The 18,048-nt window shown below is 73.2% G+C and carries 17 protein-coding genes; 8 read left to right on the forward strand and 9 right to left on the reverse strand.

Annotated features, from left to right (window positions below):
• Positions 1–7: 7 nt before the first annotated feature.
• Positions 8–1,051, reverse strand: coding sequence for a transcription termination factor NusA (gene nusA / locus ACIBD9_RS06150; protein WP_387174052.1), 1,044 nt, complete (start codon positions 1,049–1,051; stop codon positions 8–10).
• The gene (gene rimP, locus ACIBD9_RS06155) at positions 1,048–1,737 is read right to left on the reverse strand and encodes a ribosome maturation factor RimP (RefSeq protein WP_396714992.1); all 690 of its coding nucleotides are present in this window, start codon (positions 1,735–1,737) and stop codon (positions 1,048–1,050) included. The genes nusA and rimP overlap by 4 nt, the downstream gene beginning before the upstream one ends.
• 269 nt (positions 1,738–2,006) lie before the next feature.
• On the opposite strand from rimP, the gene ACIBD9_RS06160 reads away from it, so the two are divergent.
• The 7 genes from ACIBD9_RS06160 to ACIBD9_RS06190 all read left to right on the forward strand — a co-directional run bounded on the left by ACIBD9_RS06160 (position 2,007) and on the right by ACIBD9_RS06190 (position 8,461).
• Entirely contained in the window at positions 2,007–2,420 is a 414-nt protein-coding gene (locus ACIBD9_RS06160; protein ID WP_396715082.1) for a hypothetical protein, read from the forward strand.
• Positions 2,417–2,854: a ferritin-like domain-containing protein gene (locus ACIBD9_RS06165; protein WP_396714994.1), complete on the forward strand. Its 438-nt coding sequence runs from the start codon at positions 2,417–2,419 to the stop codon at positions 2,852–2,854. Before ACIBD9_RS06160 ends, ACIBD9_RS06165 begins: the two co-directional genes overlap by 4 nt.
• 52 nt (positions 2,855–2,906) lie before the next feature.
• The gene (locus ACIBD9_RS06170) at positions 2,907–3,509 is read left to right on the forward strand and encodes a PadR family transcriptional regulator (RefSeq protein ID WP_238662051.1); all 603 of its coding nucleotides are present in this window, start codon (positions 2,907–2,909) and stop codon (positions 3,507–3,509) included.
• A complete protein-coding gene (locus ACIBD9_RS06175; protein WP_396714997.1) occupies positions 3,482–4,240 on the forward strand; it encodes an ABC transporter ATP-binding protein in 759 nt (252 codons plus the stop codon). Before ACIBD9_RS06170 ends, ACIBD9_RS06175 begins: the two co-directional genes overlap by 28 nt.
• Positions 4,237–7,014 (forward strand): FtsX-like permease family protein, encoded by a 2,778-nt coding sequence (locus ACIBD9_RS06180; protein WP_396714999.1) that lies wholly within the window; start codon positions 4,237–4,239, stop codon positions 7,012–7,014. The genes ACIBD9_RS06175 and ACIBD9_RS06180 overlap by 4 nt, the downstream gene beginning before the upstream one ends.
• Before the next feature lie 66 nt (positions 7,015–7,080).
• Positions 7,081–7,581, forward strand: a complete 501-nt coding sequence (locus ACIBD9_RS06185) for a nitroreductase/quinone reductase family protein (RefSeq protein WP_396715001.1) — start codon at positions 7,081–7,083, stop codon at positions 7,579–7,581.
• 151 nt (positions 7,582–7,732) lie between these two features.
• Complete coding sequence (locus ACIBD9_RS06190; protein ID WP_396715003.1) at positions 7,733–8,461, forward strand: nucleotidyltransferase domain-containing protein; 729 nt, start codon at positions 7,733–7,735, stop codon at positions 8,459–8,461.
• 6 nt (positions 8,462–8,467) lie between these two features.
• Here the strand turns inward: ACIBD9_RS06190 and ACIBD9_RS06195 are convergent, their stop codons facing one another.
• Both ACIBD9_RS06195 and map read right to left on the reverse strand, forming a co-directional pair.
• The gene (locus ACIBD9_RS06195) at positions 8,468–9,181 is read right to left on the reverse strand and encodes a VIT1/CCC1 transporter family protein (RefSeq protein WP_396715005.1); all 714 of its coding nucleotides are present in this window, start codon (positions 9,179–9,181) and stop codon (positions 8,468–8,470) included.
• A gap of 114 nt (positions 9,182–9,295) precedes the next feature.
• On the reverse strand, positions 9,296–10,153 hold the full coding sequence (gene map, locus ACIBD9_RS06200) for a type I methionyl aminopeptidase (RefSeq protein ID WP_396715007.1): 858 nt from the start codon (positions 10,151–10,153) through the stop codon (positions 9,296–9,298).
• A gap of 95 nt (positions 10,154–10,248) precedes the next feature.
• Between map and ACIBD9_RS06205 the strand changes: the two genes are divergently transcribed.
• A complete protein-coding gene (locus ACIBD9_RS06205; protein WP_396715009.1) occupies positions 10,249–10,563 on the forward strand; it encodes an STAS domain-containing protein in 315 nt (104 codons plus the stop codon).
• Between the two features lie 64 nt (positions 10,564–10,627).
• On the opposite strand, the gene ACIBD9_RS06210 is transcribed toward ACIBD9_RS06205, so the two are convergent.
• The 5 genes from ACIBD9_RS06210 to ACIBD9_RS06230 form a co-directional block, all read right to left on the reverse strand.
• Positions 10,628–14,287 (reverse strand): SpoIIE family protein phosphatase, encoded by a 3,660-nt coding sequence (locus tag ACIBD9_RS06210; protein ID WP_396715011.1) that lies wholly within the window; start codon positions 14,285–14,287, stop codon positions 10,628–10,630.
• A 193-nt stretch (positions 14,288–14,480) separates the two neighbouring features.
• Positions 14,481–15,032, reverse strand: coding sequence for a pyridoxamine 5'-phosphate oxidase family protein (locus ACIBD9_RS06215; RefSeq protein WP_396715013.1), 552 nt, complete (start codon positions 15,030–15,032; stop codon positions 14,481–14,483).
• Positions 15,033–15,079: 47 nt separating this feature from the next.
• Positions 15,080–15,775, reverse strand: a complete 696-nt coding sequence (locus tag ACIBD9_RS06220; protein WP_396715084.1) for a gamma-glutamyl-gamma-aminobutyrate hydrolase family protein — start codon at positions 15,773–15,775, stop codon at positions 15,080–15,082.
• A gap of 53 nt (positions 15,776–15,828) precedes the next feature.
• Complete coding sequence (locus ACIBD9_RS06225; RefSeq protein WP_030489498.1) at positions 15,829–16,596, reverse strand: 3-oxoacyl-ACP reductase; 768 nt, start codon at positions 16,594–16,596, stop codon at positions 15,829–15,831.
• A gap of 5 nt (positions 16,597–16,601) precedes the next feature.
• Complete coding sequence (locus tag ACIBD9_RS06230) at positions 16,602–17,948, reverse strand: aldehyde dehydrogenase family protein (protein WP_396715086.1); 1,347 nt, start codon at positions 17,946–17,948, stop codon at positions 16,602–16,604.
• Positions 17,949–18,048: the final 100 nt, after the last annotated feature.

Here is an 18,048-nt window from a genome sequence, read left to right on the forward strand (position 1 = left end):
TCTACCCCTAGCTCCCCGAGATCGCGCCGCCCGGCTCCCGCACGTGATCAGTTACCCCACGCGCCGCCGGCGCCGTCTGCTCCGCATCGGAGCGAATATCGATCCGCCAACCGGTCAATCGGGCCGCGAGTCGGGCATTCTGCCCCTCCCGACCGATCGCCAGCGAGAGCTGGAAGTCGGGAACGGTCACCCGGGCGGCCCGACCGGCCAGGTCGACCACCTCGACCCGCAGCGCCTTGGCCGGCGACAAAGCGTTACCGACGAACGTGGCCGGGTCGTCCGACCAGTCGATGATGTCGATCTTCTCACCGTGTAGCTCGCTCATCACCGCACGCACCCGCTGACCCATCGGGCCGATGCAGGCGCCCTTGGCGTTCACCCCGGGGGTGGTGGAGCGGACGGCGATCTTCGTGCGATGGCCCGCCTCACGGGCGATCGCGCCGATCTCCACGGTGCCGTCGGCGATCTCCGGCACCTCCAGGGCGAACAGCTTCTTGACCAGAGCCGGGTGCGACCGGGACAGGGTGATCTGCGGCCCACGCATGCCCTTGGCCACGTGCACCACGACGCAGCGGACCCGCTCGCCGTGCGCGTACCGCTCGCCGGGCACCTGCTCGGACTGCGGCAGCACGCCCTCCAGCTTGCCCAGGTCGACGCTGACGATGCCCTTCTCGGTGCGCGTCTCGTGTGCCTGCACCACGCCGGTCACGAGGTCACCCTCGCGGCCCACGTACTCACCGAAGTGCACCTCGTCGGTGGCCTCCCGCAACCGCTGGAGGATCACCTGCTTGGCGGTCATGGCGGCGATCCGGCCGAAGTCGTGCGGGGTGTCGTCCCACTCCCGCACCAGGCTGCCGTCGTCGTCCATCTCCTGCGCGTACACCAGGGCGGCGCCCGACTTACGGTCGATCTCCACCCGGGCGTGCGGTTCGGCTCCGTCGGTGTGCCGGTAGGCGGTCAGCAACGCGGTCTCGATCGCCGCGAGAATCGTGTCGAACGGGATCTCCCGCTCGCGCTCGAGTGCGCGCAGCGCCGCGAGGTCGATGTTCACCTCTCCTCGTCCTCCACATCATCTTCGTCGTCGATGTCGTCTGAATCGTCGATCTCGTCGGAATCATCCGCGTCGTCGAACTCGTCGTCCGGCTCACCGAGCTCGGCGAGCCGGGTGAACTCGACCTGCACGCGGCCGGGGCCCAGCTGGGCGTACGCCCAGGCGGCGCGGCCGTCGTCGGTCTCCAGGTGCACGCCCTCGTCGTCGGCCGCGACCACCCGGCCGGTCAGCTGACGGTCACCGGCGGGCTGCTCGCCCCGCTGGCCGGGCAGCGCGGTCGCGCCCCGGACGGTGACCTTGACCAGTCGGCCCACGTTGCGCCGCCAGTGGCGGGGCAGGGTGAGGGGCCGGTCGACGCCGGGCGAGCTGACTTCCAGCTGGTACTCGCCGGCGACGATGTCGCCACCGGTCTCCTCCGCGGCGTCCAGCGCGGCCGAGACCGCGCGGGAGACGTCCGCGACGGCGTCCAGGTCGATCCCGCCGTCGGTGTCCACCATCACCCGCACCACGTGCCGGCGGCCGGCCCGGGAAACCGACAGGTCCTCCAGGTCGTAACCGGCGCCGTTGACCACCGGTTCGATCACGGCCCGCAGTCGGTCCCGCCGCGCGGCGAGGTCACCGCCGCGGGGACCCGCGGCACCGCGGGGTCGACCCGTCGGCCTGGTGGCACGGCCACGCTGCGTCATCTCCGCACCCTCTCCCTGGTCGACGGTGACCGGTCGTCCCGCCATGCCGGCACGCCACCGGAGTGGACACGCCGGTGGTTGCGCAGAGCGTAACGCGCCTGCCCGGTGGCGGACCGGGCGGCGCACCGACGCCGATGACCCCCGGAGCGGCGCGCATGGTGTTGACTTGGCCGGTGGGGATCGGCAGAACGACGCAGCGCGACCAAGCATCCGGACATTCCCGGCGAAAGCTCCTGAGTGCCGGGGCGCTGCTGGTGCTCGGCGGCACCGTGACGCCACTGACCGGCTGTGATCTTTTCGACCGCGACGACCAACCAGCCCCAACGCCCGACCCGCTGCGGCCGACGATGGACGAGTCGCTCGCGCTGGCCGCCGCGTACCGGGCGAGCGTGGCCGCCCATCCCGAGCTCGCCGACCGGCTCAACCCGATCGCCGAGACGCACACCGCGCACGCCACCGAGCTGGCCCGGCTGATCGGCGTGACCCTGCCGTCGGCGGCCTCCGCCGCCCCGACCACCGCCCCGGCGGCCGACCCGAACGGCGCGCGCGCCGCCCTGCGGGCGCTGGAGAAGACCGCCCAGCAGTCCGCCACCGCCGCCTGCGCCGCGGCCCCCGCCGAGCGGGCGGCACTGCTCGGCTCGATCGTCGCCGCCCGGGCCACTCACCAGGAGGCACTGAAGTGAGGCAGCCGTCCGCCGGGGAGGCGCTCGCCGCCGCCCTGTCCGCCGAGTACGCGGCCATCTACGCCTACGGACGAATCGGCGTCCGGCTCAGCGGAGCGGCCCGGGACGCGGCACGCCAGGCGGAGGCCGCGCACCGACGCCGACGTGACGCCCTCGTGGTGCAGCTCACCACGGCGGGCGGCGTCGTCCCGCCGGACCGCGCCGGCTACGCCCTGCCGTTCCCGGTCACCGACCGGGCGAGCGCCCTGCGACTCGCCGCCGAGGTGGAGGAGCGCACGGCCGCGCACTGGCGGGCCGCCCTGGCGTCCACCACCGGCGCCGACCGGGACCAGGCGCTGGCCGCCCTGGTCGAGTACGCCGTGCGGGCCACCCGGTGGCGCAAGACCGCCGGGCTGACCCCGCTGACTGTCGCGTTTCCCGGGCGACCGGCCTGAACCGGTCCGCTCCGGTTGCGGTGCGCATACCAGGTATGCATACTCCGTTGCCATGTCCATCCGTCACGGGTTGCTCGCTCTGCTCGAACGCGGCCAGATGTACGGCTACCAGCTGCGCGCCGCGTTCGAGGAGTCGACCGGCTCGACCTGGCCGCTGAACATCGGGCAGGTCTACACCACGCTGTCCCGGCTGGAACGGGACGGTCTGGTGCGCCCGCTGCCGGAGAGCGAGGCCGGGCAGCGCCCGTACGAGATCACCGACGCCGGCCGGGCGGACCTGGCGCTGTGGTTCGCCACCCCGATCAGCCGTACCGACCGACCCCGCGACGAGCTGGCGATCAAGCTGGCGCTGGCGCTGACCACACCCGGGGTCGACGTCCGGTCGGTGGTGCAGGCCCAACGCAGCGCGACGATGCGGGCCCTGCAGGAGCTGACCCGGTTGAAGTACGGCAGCAACCGGCCGGAGGACCTCCCCTGGCGCCTGGTGCTGGACTCGATGGTGTTCCAGGCCGAGGCCGAGGTGCGCTGGCTGGACCACTGCGAGACCAGTCTGGTCCGGCACCAACCCAGCGGCCCGGCGCCTCCCGCTCCCCGATCCGGTGACGACGACGCGCGGGACGCGGCTCGATGGGCCGGCGAGGAGGCGCGACGGTGAGCGGGTCGGACGACGCGGTGCTGGACCTACGCGCCGTCCACCGCACCCACGGCGCCGGGCCGGCGGCGGTGCACGCGCTACGCGGCGTGAGTCTAGTCGTCCGGCCAGGCGAGTTGGTCGCCGTGATGGGGCCGTCCGGCTCCGGTAAATCGACCCTGCTGGCTCTCGCCGGTGGGTTGGACCGCCCGACCGGCGGCGAGGTCCGGGTCGAGGGGCAACCGCTGGGGGCGTTGGACCGCCGCGGGCTGGCCCAGCTGCGCCGCCGTCGGATCGGCTACATCTTCCAGCAGCTCAACCTGTTGGGCAGTCTGAGCGCACTGGAGAACGTGGCGCTCCCCCTGGAACTCGACGGGACCAGCGGACGTCGGGCCCGCGCACTGGCCAAGGCCGCGCTCACCGAGGTGGGGCTGCCCGCGTTGGGTGACCGCTTCCCGGACCAGCTCTCCGGTGGGCAGCAGCAGCGGGTGGCGATCGCCCGCGCGCTGGTGGGCGAACGCCGGCTGGTCCTCGCCGACGAGCCCACCGGGGCGCTGGACTCCCAGACCGGTGAGGCGGTGCTGCACCTGCTGCGCCGCCGGATCGACGCGGGTGCCGCCGGAGTGCTGGTCACCCACGAGGCGCGGCACGCGGGCTGGGCCGACCGGGTGGTGTTCCTCCGCGACGGCGTGCTGGTCGACACGACGGCACCGTTGGGCAGTGTCGAGCAGTTGCTGTCCGGCAGCGACCGGTGACCATCCGCCGCCTGACGCGGGCCGCCGCTCGGGCCGACACCGCGACGCCGCGGCCGGTCACGTCGCCCGCCCCGGTCGGCCGACGGCGGTTCGCCGAGCTGACCGGCTCCTGGCGGACGGCGCTGCGGATCGCCCGGCGGGAGTCACGCCGGTCCCGACGGCGGACCGCCCTGGTGCTCGCGATGATCGCCATGCCGGTCGCGGCGCTGGCCTTCCTGGCGGCGAGCTACGACATGGCCGAGCTGACCCCGGCGGAACGCGTCGACCGCCGGCTCGGCGTGGCCGACGCGCAGCTGCAGTGGATCGCCAACGCCCCGGTGGGGCAGGACGAGTGGGGTGAGGGCTGGTACACCCGCGACGGCGAGCTCCCCGGGAAGGTCACCGCTGCCCAGCTGACCGCACTGCTGGGGCCGGGCAGCCGGGTCACCGAGCTGCGTCCGCGCGTCCCGCTGACCCTGCGCGGCCCGCGCCGCGACGAGGTCGTGAACGGTCGGGTGCTGGACCTCACCGACCCGCTGGCCCGCGGGCTGGTGCGGTTCCGAGCCGGTCGGGCGCCGCAGCAACCCGGTGAGGTCGCGGTCAGTCCGGCGGCGCTGCGCCGCCTCGACCTGCGCCTCGGCCACGCCGTGGCCACCGCCGACGGGAGCAGGGCGTACACGGTGGTGGGGGTGGTCGAGTTTCCCGACGATCTCGGGCCGGTGGTGGCGCTGCACCCGGGGGCCGTGCCGGCGAGCGGTCCGGAGCCGGACAGCGTCTGGCTGGCGGACCTGCCCGGAGCGGTGGACGCAGCGCTGGTGTCCCGACTCAACGACCGGGGGGTGGTGGTCACCAGCCGACAGCCGAGCGGCTCCGGGACCGCCGCGAACCGGACGTGGTTCGGGTCGATCACGCGGGACGGCGCCAACGACCTGAGCACCGGTGTCCTCATCGCCGGCCTCGGGCTGCTGGAGGTCGTCCTGCTGGTCGGGCCGGCCTTCGCCGTCGGTGTCCGTCGTCGGCGGCGGGACCTGGCGTTGGTCGCGGTGGCGGGCGGGGACGCCGCCCAGCTCCGCCGGGTCGTGCTGGCCGACGGTGTGGTGCTGGGTGTGTTGGGGGCCGCCGCCGGCCTGCTGGTCGGCGTGGGCGCGGCGTTCGCCGGTCGCCCGCTGATGGAGCAGTACGTCTTCAGCGCCCGCTTCGGCGGCTACCGCTGCTGGCCGACCGCGCTGGTCCTGCTCGGTGGCGTCGCGGTGTTGGCCGGGGTGCTCGCCGCGCTGGCACCGGCCTGGACCGCCGCCCGCCAGGACGTCAGCGCCGGGCTGGCCGGGCGACGCACCCCCGCGACGTCCCGGGGCCGGTGGTTGGCCCTCGGACTGGCGCTGGTGGTCGGCGGGGCCGGGCTGGCGGCGTTCGGGGCCACCCGAACCTCCCCGGCGGTGATCCTCACCGGGTTGATCCTCGGTGAGTTGGGCCTGGTGTGCTGCACGCCCACGCTGCTCGGGGCGCTGGCCCGACTCGGCCGGGTGTTGCCGCTGGCACCACGGATCGCGCTGCGCGACGCCAGCCGCAACCGGGCCGCCGCGGCACCAGCCATCTGCGCCGTGATGGCCGCCGTCGCCAGCAGCGTCGCCCTCGGCGGATACCTGGCCAGCGACGGCGCCCGCGACGCGCGCGCCTACCGGCCGGCGCTGCCGATCGGCCACGTACTGGTCAACCCGAACGACTCGACCCGGCAGCCCACACTGGCCCAGATCACCGACGCGGCCCGGAACCAACTCGGGGCCGGCGCGGTCGCCCCGGTGCGGACACCGGCCTGCGGGGCCACGGACACCGGCTACTGCGACATCGCGCCGGTGCTCCCGCCGCACGAGGTCTGCCCCTGGCAGCCCGGGGACCAACTCTCCGAGTCGCAGCGCCAGCAGGCCCGAGCCGACCCACGCTGCCGGATCCGAGAGGCGGACTACTTCGGCGGCTACGTGGAGGCCGGGGTGGACGACGGAACCGCACTACCCCTGCTCACCGGCGTGGACGCGGCGACGACCGCCGCCGCCACGGCGGTGCTGCGCGCGGGCGGCGTGGTGGTGACCGACCCGCGCTACCTGCACGACGGCCTAGTGACCGTCCGAGTCAGGGAGGTGGCGGACGGGCCGGACCTGCCGATCACCGTCCGCGACCTGCCGGGGTACGCGCTGCCCCGGGCGACCGGCCAGTCCCGCCTGCTGCTGTCCGCCGCCGCGGCCCGGCAACTCGGTTTGAGCTGGTCCGCGACCGGCTGGGTGATCGGCACCACCACAGCGCCCGACGAGGAGCAACAGGCACGGTTCGCCGCCGCCCTGCGGCCCTTCGGGACGTTCTCGCTGAGCGTGGAGTACAGCGGCGGCCCACGTGACGTCTCGCCGCTGCTTCTGCTGCTCGCGGCGGCGGCCGGGCTGATCACGGTGGGGGCGGCCGGGATCGCGACCGCGCTCGCCGCCGCCGAGGGGCGCGCCGAGCTGACCACCCTCGCGGCCGTCGGCGCGGCCCCGGCGGTACGCCGGCTGCTGGCGATCTGCCAGGCCGGAGTCATCGCCGGTCTCGGTTCGGTGCTCGGCATCGTGGCCGGCCTCGGCACCGCCGCGATCGTGCTGGTCTCGGTGAACCGGCAGTACGCCAACGCCTGGCCGATACCCGATCCGTACCCCTTTCTGGTGCCGTGGCCCGCGCTCGGGGTCCTGGTGCTGGTGCCGGTGGTGGCGATGCTCGGGGCGGGCCTGTTCACCCGGGCCCGGCTGCCAATCGAACGACGACTGGACTGACCGATCCGCCGGACGCGGGCCGCGCAGGGCTGCCGCCGGGGCCGGGCAGCCGGCAGACTGATCGGCGTGTCAGTGCTGGGAAGAGTCACCCGTCGGCTCGGTCATCATCGTTGGTTCGGCGCGGCGGCGCGTCTGTTGGTCCCCGCCGACCGGGTGGTCGGTCGCCTCACCCGGGGCCGGGTGGTCGCGCTGGGCCTGGTCCCGTCCCTGGTGATCACCACGACCGGCCGCCGTTCCGGTAAGCCCCGCAGCAATCCGCTGGTCTTCGTGCCCGACGGCGACGCGTACGTGGTGATCGGCTCCAACTGGGGGCAGACCCAGCACCCCGGTTGGGCGATGAACCTGCTCGCCGATCCCGCCGCGGAGGTGGACGTGAAGGGGCGGCGGGTCGCGGTGCGCGCCGAGCGGGCGTCCGGCGCCGAACGGGACCGGTTGTGGGAGTTGCTGGTCACCGAGTGGCCCGCGTACCGCACGTACGTGCAGCGGGCCGGCGGCCGGGAGATCCACATCTTCCGGCTGTCCCCGACCGGGCGCGCCGCGCCCGACCCTCCGCCGTCGGCTGGCTAGGCTGACGCACGGTAGCCAAGGCGAGGTGGTCCCGTGAGCGCGAGGAGTGAGCCGGGGTTGCGAGCCCCGCAGCCGCGAGCAAAGGCGGTCCCGTGAGCGCGAGGAGTGAGCCGGGGTTGCGAGCCCCGCAGCCGCGAGCAGAGCTGGTCCCGTGAGCGAGCGGGCCGGTGTCGACCGGGGTCTGGAGGATCGACGGTGGACGGTCGCGGAGCGGGTCGCCGAGGCGGTCCGGCGGCGGTGTCCGGCCGATGCGCTCGCGATAGCGGTGCACGGGCCCCTGGCGCACGGTGACGACGACGGTGGTGGCGACCGCGAGGCGGGAATGCTGGTGGTCACCTATCGACCCGGGACCGGGCCGCCGCCGGCGACCCGGCGGGTGGACGGGGTGCTCGTCGACCTGACCGTGGCCGCCGCCGAGGACTACCTGGCCCAGGCCCGGGTGCTCTCCCCGCTCTGGCCGCTGACCGCCGACCGGTACGTCACCACGCAGGCGTTGCACGATCCGACGGGCTGGTTGCGGACGCTACGCGACGAGCATCTGGGCCGGTTGGCTCGGGCCCGGCCGGCGGAGTTCAGCAACGCGGCCCGGCAGGCGTGGTACCGGGGCAGCGCGGCGCACTCCCGGGCGGCCCGGCTCGCCGAGTGGTACGAGACCGATCAGGCTCTGCTGATGCTCGGTGAGGCCCGGCTGGCGGCGGCCACGGTGACCGGCCTGCTGAGCCGCACCTACTTCCGTGACCCGGGGGACGCGGTGCGACGTACCGGGTTGGCCGGGGCGGACATGACCGAGGTGGGTGTGGTGCTGGCCCGGCAGGCCGAGGAGTTGGCCGCCCGTGGTCGTGCGGTCGACGGCACGATCGACGAGCTGCTCAGCACCTGAGGTGCGTCACAGCCCGCCCGGTACGCCGATCAGCGAGCCGATCAGGTAGGTGGCGCCGGCCGCGGCGGCGCCCAGCAGCAGCTGGCGCAGCCCGCTGGTCCACCAGGGACGGCGGGTGAAGCGGGCCACCACGGCACCGGCGGCGAACAGCCCGAGCCCGCCTACGGCGAGCGCCAGCCACAGTTCGGTGGCACCGAGCAGGTACGGCAACAGCGGGACCAGCGCGCCGACCGAGAAGAACAGGAACGACGAGATCGCCGCGGCCCACGGGCTGGGCTGGTCGTCGGGGTCGACGCCCAACTCCTCGCGGACGTGCACCCGCAGCGCCTCCTCCGGGTCGCGCCGCACCGCCTCGGCGACCTGGGTGGCGAGGTCCCGGGGCAGGCCCCGGGCCACCCACGCGTCGGCCAGCTCCCGGGCCTCGGCCTCGGGGTGCCGTTCCAGTTCCCGTCGCTCCTTGGCCACCTCGGCGGCGACCTGCTCGTTGGCGGAGCGCACGCTTGTGTACTCGCCGAGCCCCATGGAGATCGCCCCGGCCACCAGGCCGGCGCTGCCGGTGAGCACGATGCTGCGGGCCGACACCCCGCCCCCGCCGACGCCGGCGATCAGGGCGATGTTGGTGACCAGGCCGTCCATCGCCCCGAAGACGGCCGGGCGTAGCCAGCCGCCGGAGACGTCGGCGTGGTGCGCCTCGCGCAGCGCCGCTGGGGTGTCGGTCACGGCGCCTGCCCTTCGTTCGCGACTGCGGGACTTCGCTTCGCTGCGTTCCTCGCGCTCACGGCGCTTGCCCTTCGTTCGCGACTGCGGGACTCCGCTTCGCTGCGTTCCTCGCGCTCACGGAAGGGTCAGGATCTCGTGGCCGTCGTCGGTCACCACGATGGTGTGCTCGAACTGCGCCGTCCACTTCCGGTCCTTGGTGACCACGGTCCACCCGTCGTCCCACATGTCGTACTGGTAGGTGCCGAGGGTGATCATCGGCTCGATGGTGAACGTCATGCCCGGCTCCATGATGTCCGTGGGGCGCGGGCTGTCGTAGTGCGGCACGTAGAGGCCGCTGTGGAAGGCCTCGCCGATGCCGTGGCCGGTGAAGTCGCGGACCACGCCGTACCCGAACCGCTTGGCGTACGACTCGATGACGCGGCCCACCACGTTGATCTGGCGCCCCGGGGCGACGGCGCGGATGCCGCGCATCATCGCCTCGTGGGTCCGCTCGACCAGCAGCCGGGCCTCCTCGCTGACCTCGCCGACGCAGAAGGTGGCGTCGGTGTCTCCGTGCACCCCACCGATGTACGCGGTCACGTCGACGTTGATGATGTCGCCGTCCTGCAGGACCGTGGAGTCCGGGATGCCGTGGCAGATGACCTCGTTGAGGCTGGTGCAGCAGGACTTCGGGAAGCCCTTGTAACCCAGCGTCGACGGGTACGCGCCGTGGTCGCAGAGGAACTCGTGCACCACCTTGTCGATCTCGTCGGTGGTCACGCCGGGCTTGCAGTGCTCGCCGGCGAGCTGGGTCGCCTGGGCGGCGAGCCGGCTGGCGATCCGCATCTTCTCGATGGTCTCCGGCGTCTGCACGTGCGAGCCGCGCCACTCCCGCGGGCGCTTCTTGCCCACGTACTCCGGTCGGGCGATCTGGGATGGCACCGGTCGCATCGGGGTGAGCGTGCCTGGTGTCAGCGGCGGACGGACGGTCATGCCGCAAGCCTATCGCCGGGACCGCTGGTGACCCGCGCCACGGCCGTCCGGTGGAGGTTGTTGCCCTGCCAGGGTGGCTGTGCCATGGTGTCAGCGTGGATCAAGGGGGAGCACCGCCCGTCTTCTCCGCCAGCGCCGAGATCGACGGTGACCACCTCCACGTCGTGGTGGCCGGCGAGGTCGACATGGCGACCGCGGACACGATGCTCCAGACGGCGCTGCGCGAGCCCGCCGGGAAGATCACGCTCGACCTGAGCTTGGTCACCTTCTTCGACTCGGCCGCCATCCACGCCCTGGTCCGGCTCGCCCAGCAGTTTCCGGGCACGCTCACCGTTCGTCCGTCCCGGCAGGTCCGTCGCGTGCTGGAGATCTCCGGCCTCGGCGGGCAGAGCTGGCTCGAACCGGCCTAGGGCCGGCGTCGAGCCGAGCGGAGGCCAGGCGCTCAAGGCCTGTCGGCGCCCGCCGGGCGCGCGGTCAGTCCTGCAGCTGCCGGCGCAACGTCACCTCGGTGCCCTCATCGGTACGCCGTACCGACAGGTCGCCCAGCGCCTTGATCAGGGCCAGGCCGCGGCCCCGGAAGCCGGAGCCGGTCGACTCCCGCCACTGCCCGCTGTCGCGCACCGTGGCGGTCACCGTCCGACCCTCGATGGCCACCTCCACACTGATCATGGCCTCGGCGGGTTGGATCGGGTGCTCGATGGCGTTGGCGGCGGCCTCGGAGACGGCGACGGTCAGGTCGAACAGGTCGGTCTCGCCGACCGAGTGCGCGACCAGGAAGTCCTCCAGCCGCTTTCGCAGCACGCTGAGCCGGGTCGGGTCCGCCGGTAGCCGCAGCGAGAAGCGGTTCAGCTCCGCCGCCTCCAGGGCGAGGACCGCCACGTCGTCGCGGCGCGGCCGGCCGGTGACCCGCTCGACGACCGCGTCGATCAGGTCGACCACGTGCTCACTCGGGGTGGCCGCGTCGATGCGGAGCTGGGCCAGGGAGGCATCGATGCCGAGCTGACGGTCCTCGATCAGCCCGTCGGTGTAGAGCAGCAGTCGACTGCTGGCCGCCAACTCGCCCTCGACCGACTCGTACGTCGCGCCGGGGAGAGCGCCGACCGGTGGACCGAGCGCTCGATCGTGCAGAAACGCCACGTCGCCTCCGGTGATCAACAGTGGGGACGGGTGACCGGCGCTCGCGTACCGCAGCCGACCGGTGCGGGGGTTGAACAGCAGGCAGACCACTGTCGCGAAGGAGCGGCCCTCGGTGGAGCCGACCAGCCGGTTGAGCCGGGTCAGCGACTCACCCGGGTCGAAGCCCTCCAGCACGTACGCGCGCAGCGCGTTGCGCAGCTGCCCCATCGCCGCGGCCGCCCGGACGCCCTTACCGACCACGTCGCCGATGACCAGCACCAGCTCGTCGCCGTTCAGCGCGATCGCGTCGTACCAGTCGCCGCCGACCTCGACGTCGGCGCTGCCGGGCAGGTAGCGGCTGGCCACCACCGCGCCGGGCAGTTGGGGCAGCGACCGGGGCAGCAGACTGTGCTGCAGGGTGGTGGCGATGCGGTGTTCGGCTTCGTAGAGCTGGGCGTTCTCCAGTCGCACCCCGACGAGCCGGGCCAGCTGGGTCAGCGCGGCGTCGTCGGCCTGCGCCTCGTCGCCATCGGCCCGCCAGACCTGCAGGTCACCGAGCTGCTTGCCGGTGGTGCCGGTCAGCTCGGCCACGAAGGACGGGTCGGCCGCGGTGGTGCCGCCGCCGTCCGCCTCGAAGCGCGCCTCGGCAGCGGTGACGACCACCCGTGCCGCCTCGGCGAGGCTCAACGCGTGCCGGGCGGCGACCTGGAGCACGTCGGCGGTCGACCGGGCGGTGTTCACCGCCACCGCCGCGTCGGCCAGCGCCCGGAGCCGGCGGATGATCTGCCCGCGCAGCTGGCCCAGCTCCACGTTGGCCCGCACCCGGGCGATCAGCTCCTGCGCGGAGAACGGCTTGGTGAGGTAGTCGTCGGCGCCGACGGCGAGACCGGCGACGGCCTCCGCGGAGCCGGCGCGGGCGGAGAGCAGCACGATCGGCACATGCCGGGTACGCGGGTCCGCGCGCAACGCACTCACCAGCCCGAACCCGTCCAGCCGGGGCATCATCACGTCGCTGAGCACCAGGTCGAACCCGCCCTCGCGGGCCAGCGGCAGGGCATCGAGCCCGTCGTTCGCGGTGACCACGTCCCAGGTCGGGGAGAGCAGCCGACTGACGTGCTCCTGCAGGTCGGCGTTGTCGTCGACGACCAGGATCCGGCCGGCCGAGGTGCCCTTCGCCGGCGGACGGTCGAAGTCGGACGCCGGCGCGACACCGGCCCACAGCGCGGTCTCCGCCACGAAGAGCCGGGCCTGCTCGGGCTCACCCACGGGCAGCGGGTCGAACGCCGCCACCCGGTCCGCCGGCAGGTGCGCCGAGCCGAACGGGACGGTCACCGTGAAGGTGCTGCCCTCGTCGACCTGGCTGGTCAACCCGACCTCACCGCCGTGCATCTCAACCAGCTCCCGGACCAGCGCGAGGCCGATGCCGGTGCCTTCGTGGGTGCGTGCCCGCACCCCGGGCACCCGGTGGAACCGTTCGAAGACGTGCGGCAGCTCGTCCGGCACGATGCCGACGCCGGTGTCCGTCACCTCCAGCCGGGCCGCGCCCTCCACGGCCCGGATCCGCACCCGGATCTCGCCGTCGAAGGTGAACTTGACCGCGTTCGACACCAGGTTGAGAACGATCTTTTCCCACATGTCCCGGTCGACGAAGACCGGCATCGGCAGCGGCGGACAGTCCACCACCAGTCGCAACCCGGCCCGAGCGGTGGCCGAGCGGAAGGTGCTGGCCAGCCGGGCGGTGTAACCGGCGAGGTCGGTGGGCTGGTAGCGGGCGGCGAGCCGGCCGGACTCCAGTCGGGAGAAGTCCAGCACGGTGTTGACCAGCTTGAGCAGACGCAGCGCGTTGCGGTGCATCATGTTGAGCCGGTCGGTTTCGCTGGCGGGCAGCTCCGGGTCGGCCAGCATGTCCTCCAGCGGGCCGAGCACCAGGGTCAGCGGGGTGCGGAACTCGTGGCTGACGTTGGCGAAGAAGTTGGTCTTCGCCCGGTCCAGCGCGGCCAGCTCGGCGGCGCGGGCCCGTTCCTGCTCGTACGCCCGCTGGGTGCCGACCGCCCGGGAGATCTGGGCGGCGACCAGGCCGAGGAAGTCGCGGTAGTCGTCGCCGAGCGGCAGCTGGCGGGCCACGCCGACGACCAGCGCGCCGACCGTCTGGTTGGTCGCCGTGAGCGGCAGCACGAGGGCCTGGTCGGCGGCGTCGACCGGCAGGACGTCGAGCAGAGCGGCCACCTCGACCGTGACGGGCGCGCCATCGGCGGCCAACCGGGCCAGCAGCTCCGACGGGACGTCGGAGCTGGGCGGGGTGGTGCCGGCGCAGCCGGCCAGGGTGACCTGGTCGCTGTCGTCAGCCAGGTAGATCAAGGCGAACGGCACGTCCGCCCGGTGCCGGCCGAGCACCTCGGCGGCGGTCCGGCCCAGTTCCGCGGCGCTGCCGATGTCGGTCAGCTCGGCACCCAGCTCGGACAGCGCCCGCAGCCGGCGCTCGCCGAGCACCCGCCCGGTGGTCTCGCTGACGATGCAGTAGACGCCACTGACCGAGCCGTCGTCACCTCGGATCGGGTCGTACGAGACGTTGAAGTAGGTCTGCTCGACGAAGCCGTAACGGTCCAGCAGAAAGGGGTGGTCCTCGCCCCGATACGAGCGTCCGGTACTCCGGACGCTGTCGAGCAGCGGGCCGAGCACCGCCCAGGTCTCCGCCCAGTACGAGCGGGCCGGCTGGCCGATCACGTCCGGGTGTTTGGCACCGATGGTCGGCCGGTAGGCGTCGTTGTAGAAGGCGAACTGCTCGTCGCCCCAGAACATGACGATCGGCGAGCTGGAGGCGAGCATCATCGCGACCGCGTTGGAGAGCGCCGGGGACCACTCACCGGGCTCACCCAGCGGGCCGGAGGACCAGTCGAAGGAGGCGAGCCGCTCGCCCATCTCGCCGCCGGCCGCGAACGCGGCCGCCAGCATCGGTGGGGTCTCGCGGCCGGACAGGGCGGCATGCCCGATGTCCGCGCCCCCCTGGGCCGAGCTCATGCAGCCTCCCGCTCCGGCCGTACCCCTCGACCGTTGATCTTCACCCGCCGTGCTCCGACTTGTACCCAAGCGGACCAGCAACGTAACGCATTACGAGCGATGGACGCTGGTTACGTACGCCGGAGCCGTCGGGCACCGGACAGTGCGGGTGGACGGCGGCGTCGCAACGGCGGTAGCGGAACGCTTTGACGAGTCAGAAGACCGGCAGTCCGTCGATGCTCGCCGCGTTCTTGGTGGCCCGGTAGGCGACCAGATCCTCGGCGCTACGGCGGGAGTGTGAGGTGAGTAACAGATCGCGTTCGGCCCGGAAGTCCATCAGTGGCACCGCATATCCGCAGGAGTCACTGACCCGCTCCACCTCGACCGTGATGACCGCCCGGACTGCGTGCACGTCCGGCGGTGCCGGAAACTCGGCGAGCCGTTCGGCGAAGGCCTCCTCGGTCACCGCGACGCTGCTGCCCCGACCGTGCAACCGGACGATCTTCGGCGGGCCGTCGAAGGCGCAGAACATCAGCGTGATCCGGCCGTTGTCCCGCAGGTGGGCGATGGTCTCCGCCCCACTGCCGTGATAGTCGAGGTAAGCCACCCGGTGCGGGCCGAGGATCACGAACGTGCCCCGCATGCCCTTCGGCGACACGTTGACGTGCCCCTCGACCCCGGACGGGGCGGTCGCCACGAAGAAGAGCGGCTGGGCCACGATGAAGTCACGCAGCCGACCGTCGATCTCCGGATACACCTTGCCCATCCGCCGATCCTCCCACCGGTCTCGTCGACGGGCGGGGGCGATCTCAGTCACACCCCCCGGTCAGCCGCCCGCACCAGGGCCGTGATCGGGCGGGGATCCGCCTCGTTCTCCGGATGCCACTGCACCCCGAGCACGAACGGCCGGGTCTGGTCCTCGACCGCCTCGACCACACCGTCTTCCGCCCAACCGGTCACCGTGAGCCGGCCCGGATCGGCGACCGCCTGGTGGTGGTACGAGTTGACCTGGTCGACCCCCGCCAACACCGAGGCGGCCAGGCTCCCCGGCGCGAACCGCACCGCGTGGGCCCCGTAGACGGCGGGCGCCGGGCGGTGCGCCTCGTGACCCACCACGTCGGGCAGGTGCTGGTGCAGGGTGCCGCCGTACGCGACCGCGAGCAGCTGCATCCCCCGACACACGCCCAGCACCGGCAGCCCGGCGGCGAGCGCGGCGGCCAACAGGGCCAGCTCACCCGCGTCCCGGTCCGGCCGGTCCTCGGTACGCGGGTCGGCCGGCTGGCCGTACCGCCCCGGGCCGACGTCCGCGCCACCGGCCAACAACAACCCGTCGAGGACGGCCACCACGTCCGCGTCCACGTCGTCCGGCGGCAGCACCACCGCCCGGCCACCCGCGGCCGTCACCGCCAGCGAGTACGCCTCCGGCACCAGCACCGCCCGCACCCCCCGCCAAACGGCCCAGTCGGCGGGTTCGACGTACGCGCTGACCCCGATCAGGGGCCTCGTCAGGCCTGGCACGGTTCGCGACTGCGGGGCTCGCAAACCCGGCTCACTCCTCGCGCTCACAGCGGGGTGACGTAGGCGCCCGTGATCCCACCGTCGACCACGAACTGCGCGGCGGTCATGAACGAGGCGTCGTCGCTGGCCAGGAACGCCACCGCGGCGGCGATCTCCTCCGGTTGCCCGAAGCGACCCATCGGCACGTGCACCAGCCGACGGGCGGCCCGCTCCGGGTCGGCGGCGAAGAGCTCCAGCAGCAACGGGGTGGCCACCGGGCCGGGGCAGAGCGCGTTGACCCGGATGCCCTCGCGGGCGAACTGCACTCCCAGCTCCCGGGTCATCGCGAGCACCCCGCCCTTGCTCGCGGTGTACGCGATCTGCGACGTCGCCGCACCCATCAACGCCACGAACGAGGCGGTGTTGATGATCGACCCCTTGCCCTGTCGACGCATGTGCGGAATGGCGTACTTGCAGCACAGGTAGACGCTCGTGGTGTTGACCCGCAACACCCGCTCCCACGCGTCCAGGCCGGTGTCCAGGATGGAGTCGTCGTCCGGCGGTGAGATGCCGGCGTTGTTGAACGCGATGTCCACCCGGCCGTGCCGGTCGGCCACCCCGTCGAACAGGTCGCGTACCGCCGACTCGTCGGCCACGTCGGTGGCCACGAACTCGCCGCCGCACTCCTCGGCGGCCTTCGTACCGGCCGCCGCGTCGATGTCCACGCAGACCACCCGGGCCCCCTCGGCGGCGAACCGCCGCACGGTGGCCAACCCGATGCCGCTGCCCGCTCCGGTGACCACGGCCACCCGGTCCTGCAACCGACCCTGCACTGGCGTCACTCCTCTGTCGCGATGAACACGTTCTTGACGTCGGTGAAGGAGTGCAGCGCGTCCGGGCCCAGCTCACGGCCGAGCCCGGAGCGCTTCATCCCGCCGAACGGGGTCCAGTAGCGCACCGAGGAGTGCGAGTTGACGCTGAGGTTGCCCGAGTCGACGGCACGGGCCAGGCGCAGGGCCCGACCGACGTCCCGGGTCCAGATCGAGCCGGAGAGGCCGTACTCGGTGTCGTTGGCGAGCCGGACCGCGTCCGCCTCGTCGTCGAACGGCAGCACCGAGACGACCGGGCCGAAGATCTCCTCCCGCCAGTGCCGGTCGGCCGGCGAGTCGGCCAGCAGCACCGTGGGCGCGTGCCAGAACCCGGGGCCGTCGGGGCAGGAGCCGGTGAAGGCGACAGTCGCCCCGGCGAGGTAACCGGCGACCCGGTCGCGTTGGGCGGCGGAGATCAGCGGACCCATCTCGGCGGTGTCCCGGGACGGGTCCTCGACGCGTACCGCGCGTACCGCCGGTTCGAGCAGCTCCAGGAACCGGTCGTACACCGACCGCTGGATGAGGATCCGCGACCGTGCGCAGCAGTCCTGGCCGGCGTTGTCGAAGACCGCGCCCGGCGCGGTCGCGGCGGCGCGTTCCAGGTCGGCGTCGGCGAACACGATGTTCGCGCTCTTGCCGCCCAACTCCAGGGTGAGTCGCTTCACCTGGGCGGCGCAGCCGGCCATGATCCGGGTGCCGACCTCGGTGGAGCCGGTGAAGCAGATCTTGCGAACCGCCGGGTGACTCACGAACCGCTCCCCCACCACCGAGCCCTGGCCCGGGATGACGGTGAAGACGCCGTCGGGCAGGCCCGCCTCGCGGGCCAGCTCGGCCAGGCGCAGCGCGGTGAGCGGGGTCAACTCGGCGGGCTTGAGCACCACTGTGTTGCCGGCGGCGAGCGCCGGAACGAACCCCCAGGCGGCGATGGGCATCGGAAAGTTCCAGGGCACGATCACGCCGACCACACCGAGTGGCTCGTGGAAGGTGACGTCCAACCCGCCGGGCACCGGGATCTGCCGCCCGGTCAGCCGCTCGGGCGCGCCGGCGTAGTAGTCCAGGACGTCGCGGACGTTGCCCGCCTCCCACCGGGCGTTGCCGATGGTGTGCCCGGAGTTGCGCACCTCCAGCGCGGCCAACTCGTCGAGACGGGCGTCGACGACGGCGGCGAACCGTCGCAACAACCGCGCCCGATCCCCCGCCCCCACCCGACGCCACGTCTCGAACGCCGCCGCGGCGGCGGCAATCGCCGCATCCACGTCCTCAATCGTGGCCGCCGCAACCTCCCGAAAACCCACCCCGCGAGCCGGGTCCACCAGAACCGTCACACGCCCCACCCCTCGATATCCCGGTCGATCATGGAGCTGTGGTGCCGCACGAAAGGCGTCTCGCCGGACTTTCCGCCCACCACGACTCCAC

The organism is Micromonospora sp. NPDC050784 (genome assembly GCF_044456765.1).
Taxonomy (GTDB): Bacteria; Actinomycetota; Actinomycetes; order Mycobacteriales; family Micromonosporaceae; genus Micromonospora; species Micromonospora foliorum.

Bases quoted from the DNA above. Each gene is read 5' to 3' on its own strand.
- rimP (WP_396714992.1), bottom strand. From the start codon at position 1,737: ATGACGCAGCGTGGCCGTGCCACCAGGCCGACGGGTCGACCCCGCGGT.
- ACIBD9_RS06170 (WP_238662051.1), top strand. From the start codon at position 2,907: ATGTCCATCCGTCACGGGTTGCTCGCTCTGCTCGAACGCGGCCAGATG.
- ACIBD9_RS06175 (WP_396714997.1), top strand. From the start codon at position 3,482: ATGGGCCGGCGAGGAGGCGCGACGGTGAGCGGGTCGGACGACGCGGTG.
- map (WP_396715007.1), bottom strand. From the start codon at position 10,153: ATGACCGTCCGTCCGCCGCTGACACCAGGCACGCTCACCCCGATGCGA.
- ACIBD9_RS06210 (WP_396715011.1), bottom strand. From the start codon at position 14,287: ATGAGCTCGGCCCAGGGGGGCGCGGACATCGGGCATGCCGCCCTGTCC.
- ACIBD9_RS06215 (WP_396715013.1), bottom strand. From the start codon at position 15,032: ATGGGCAAGGTGTATCCGGAGATCGACGGTCGGCTGCGTGACTTCATC.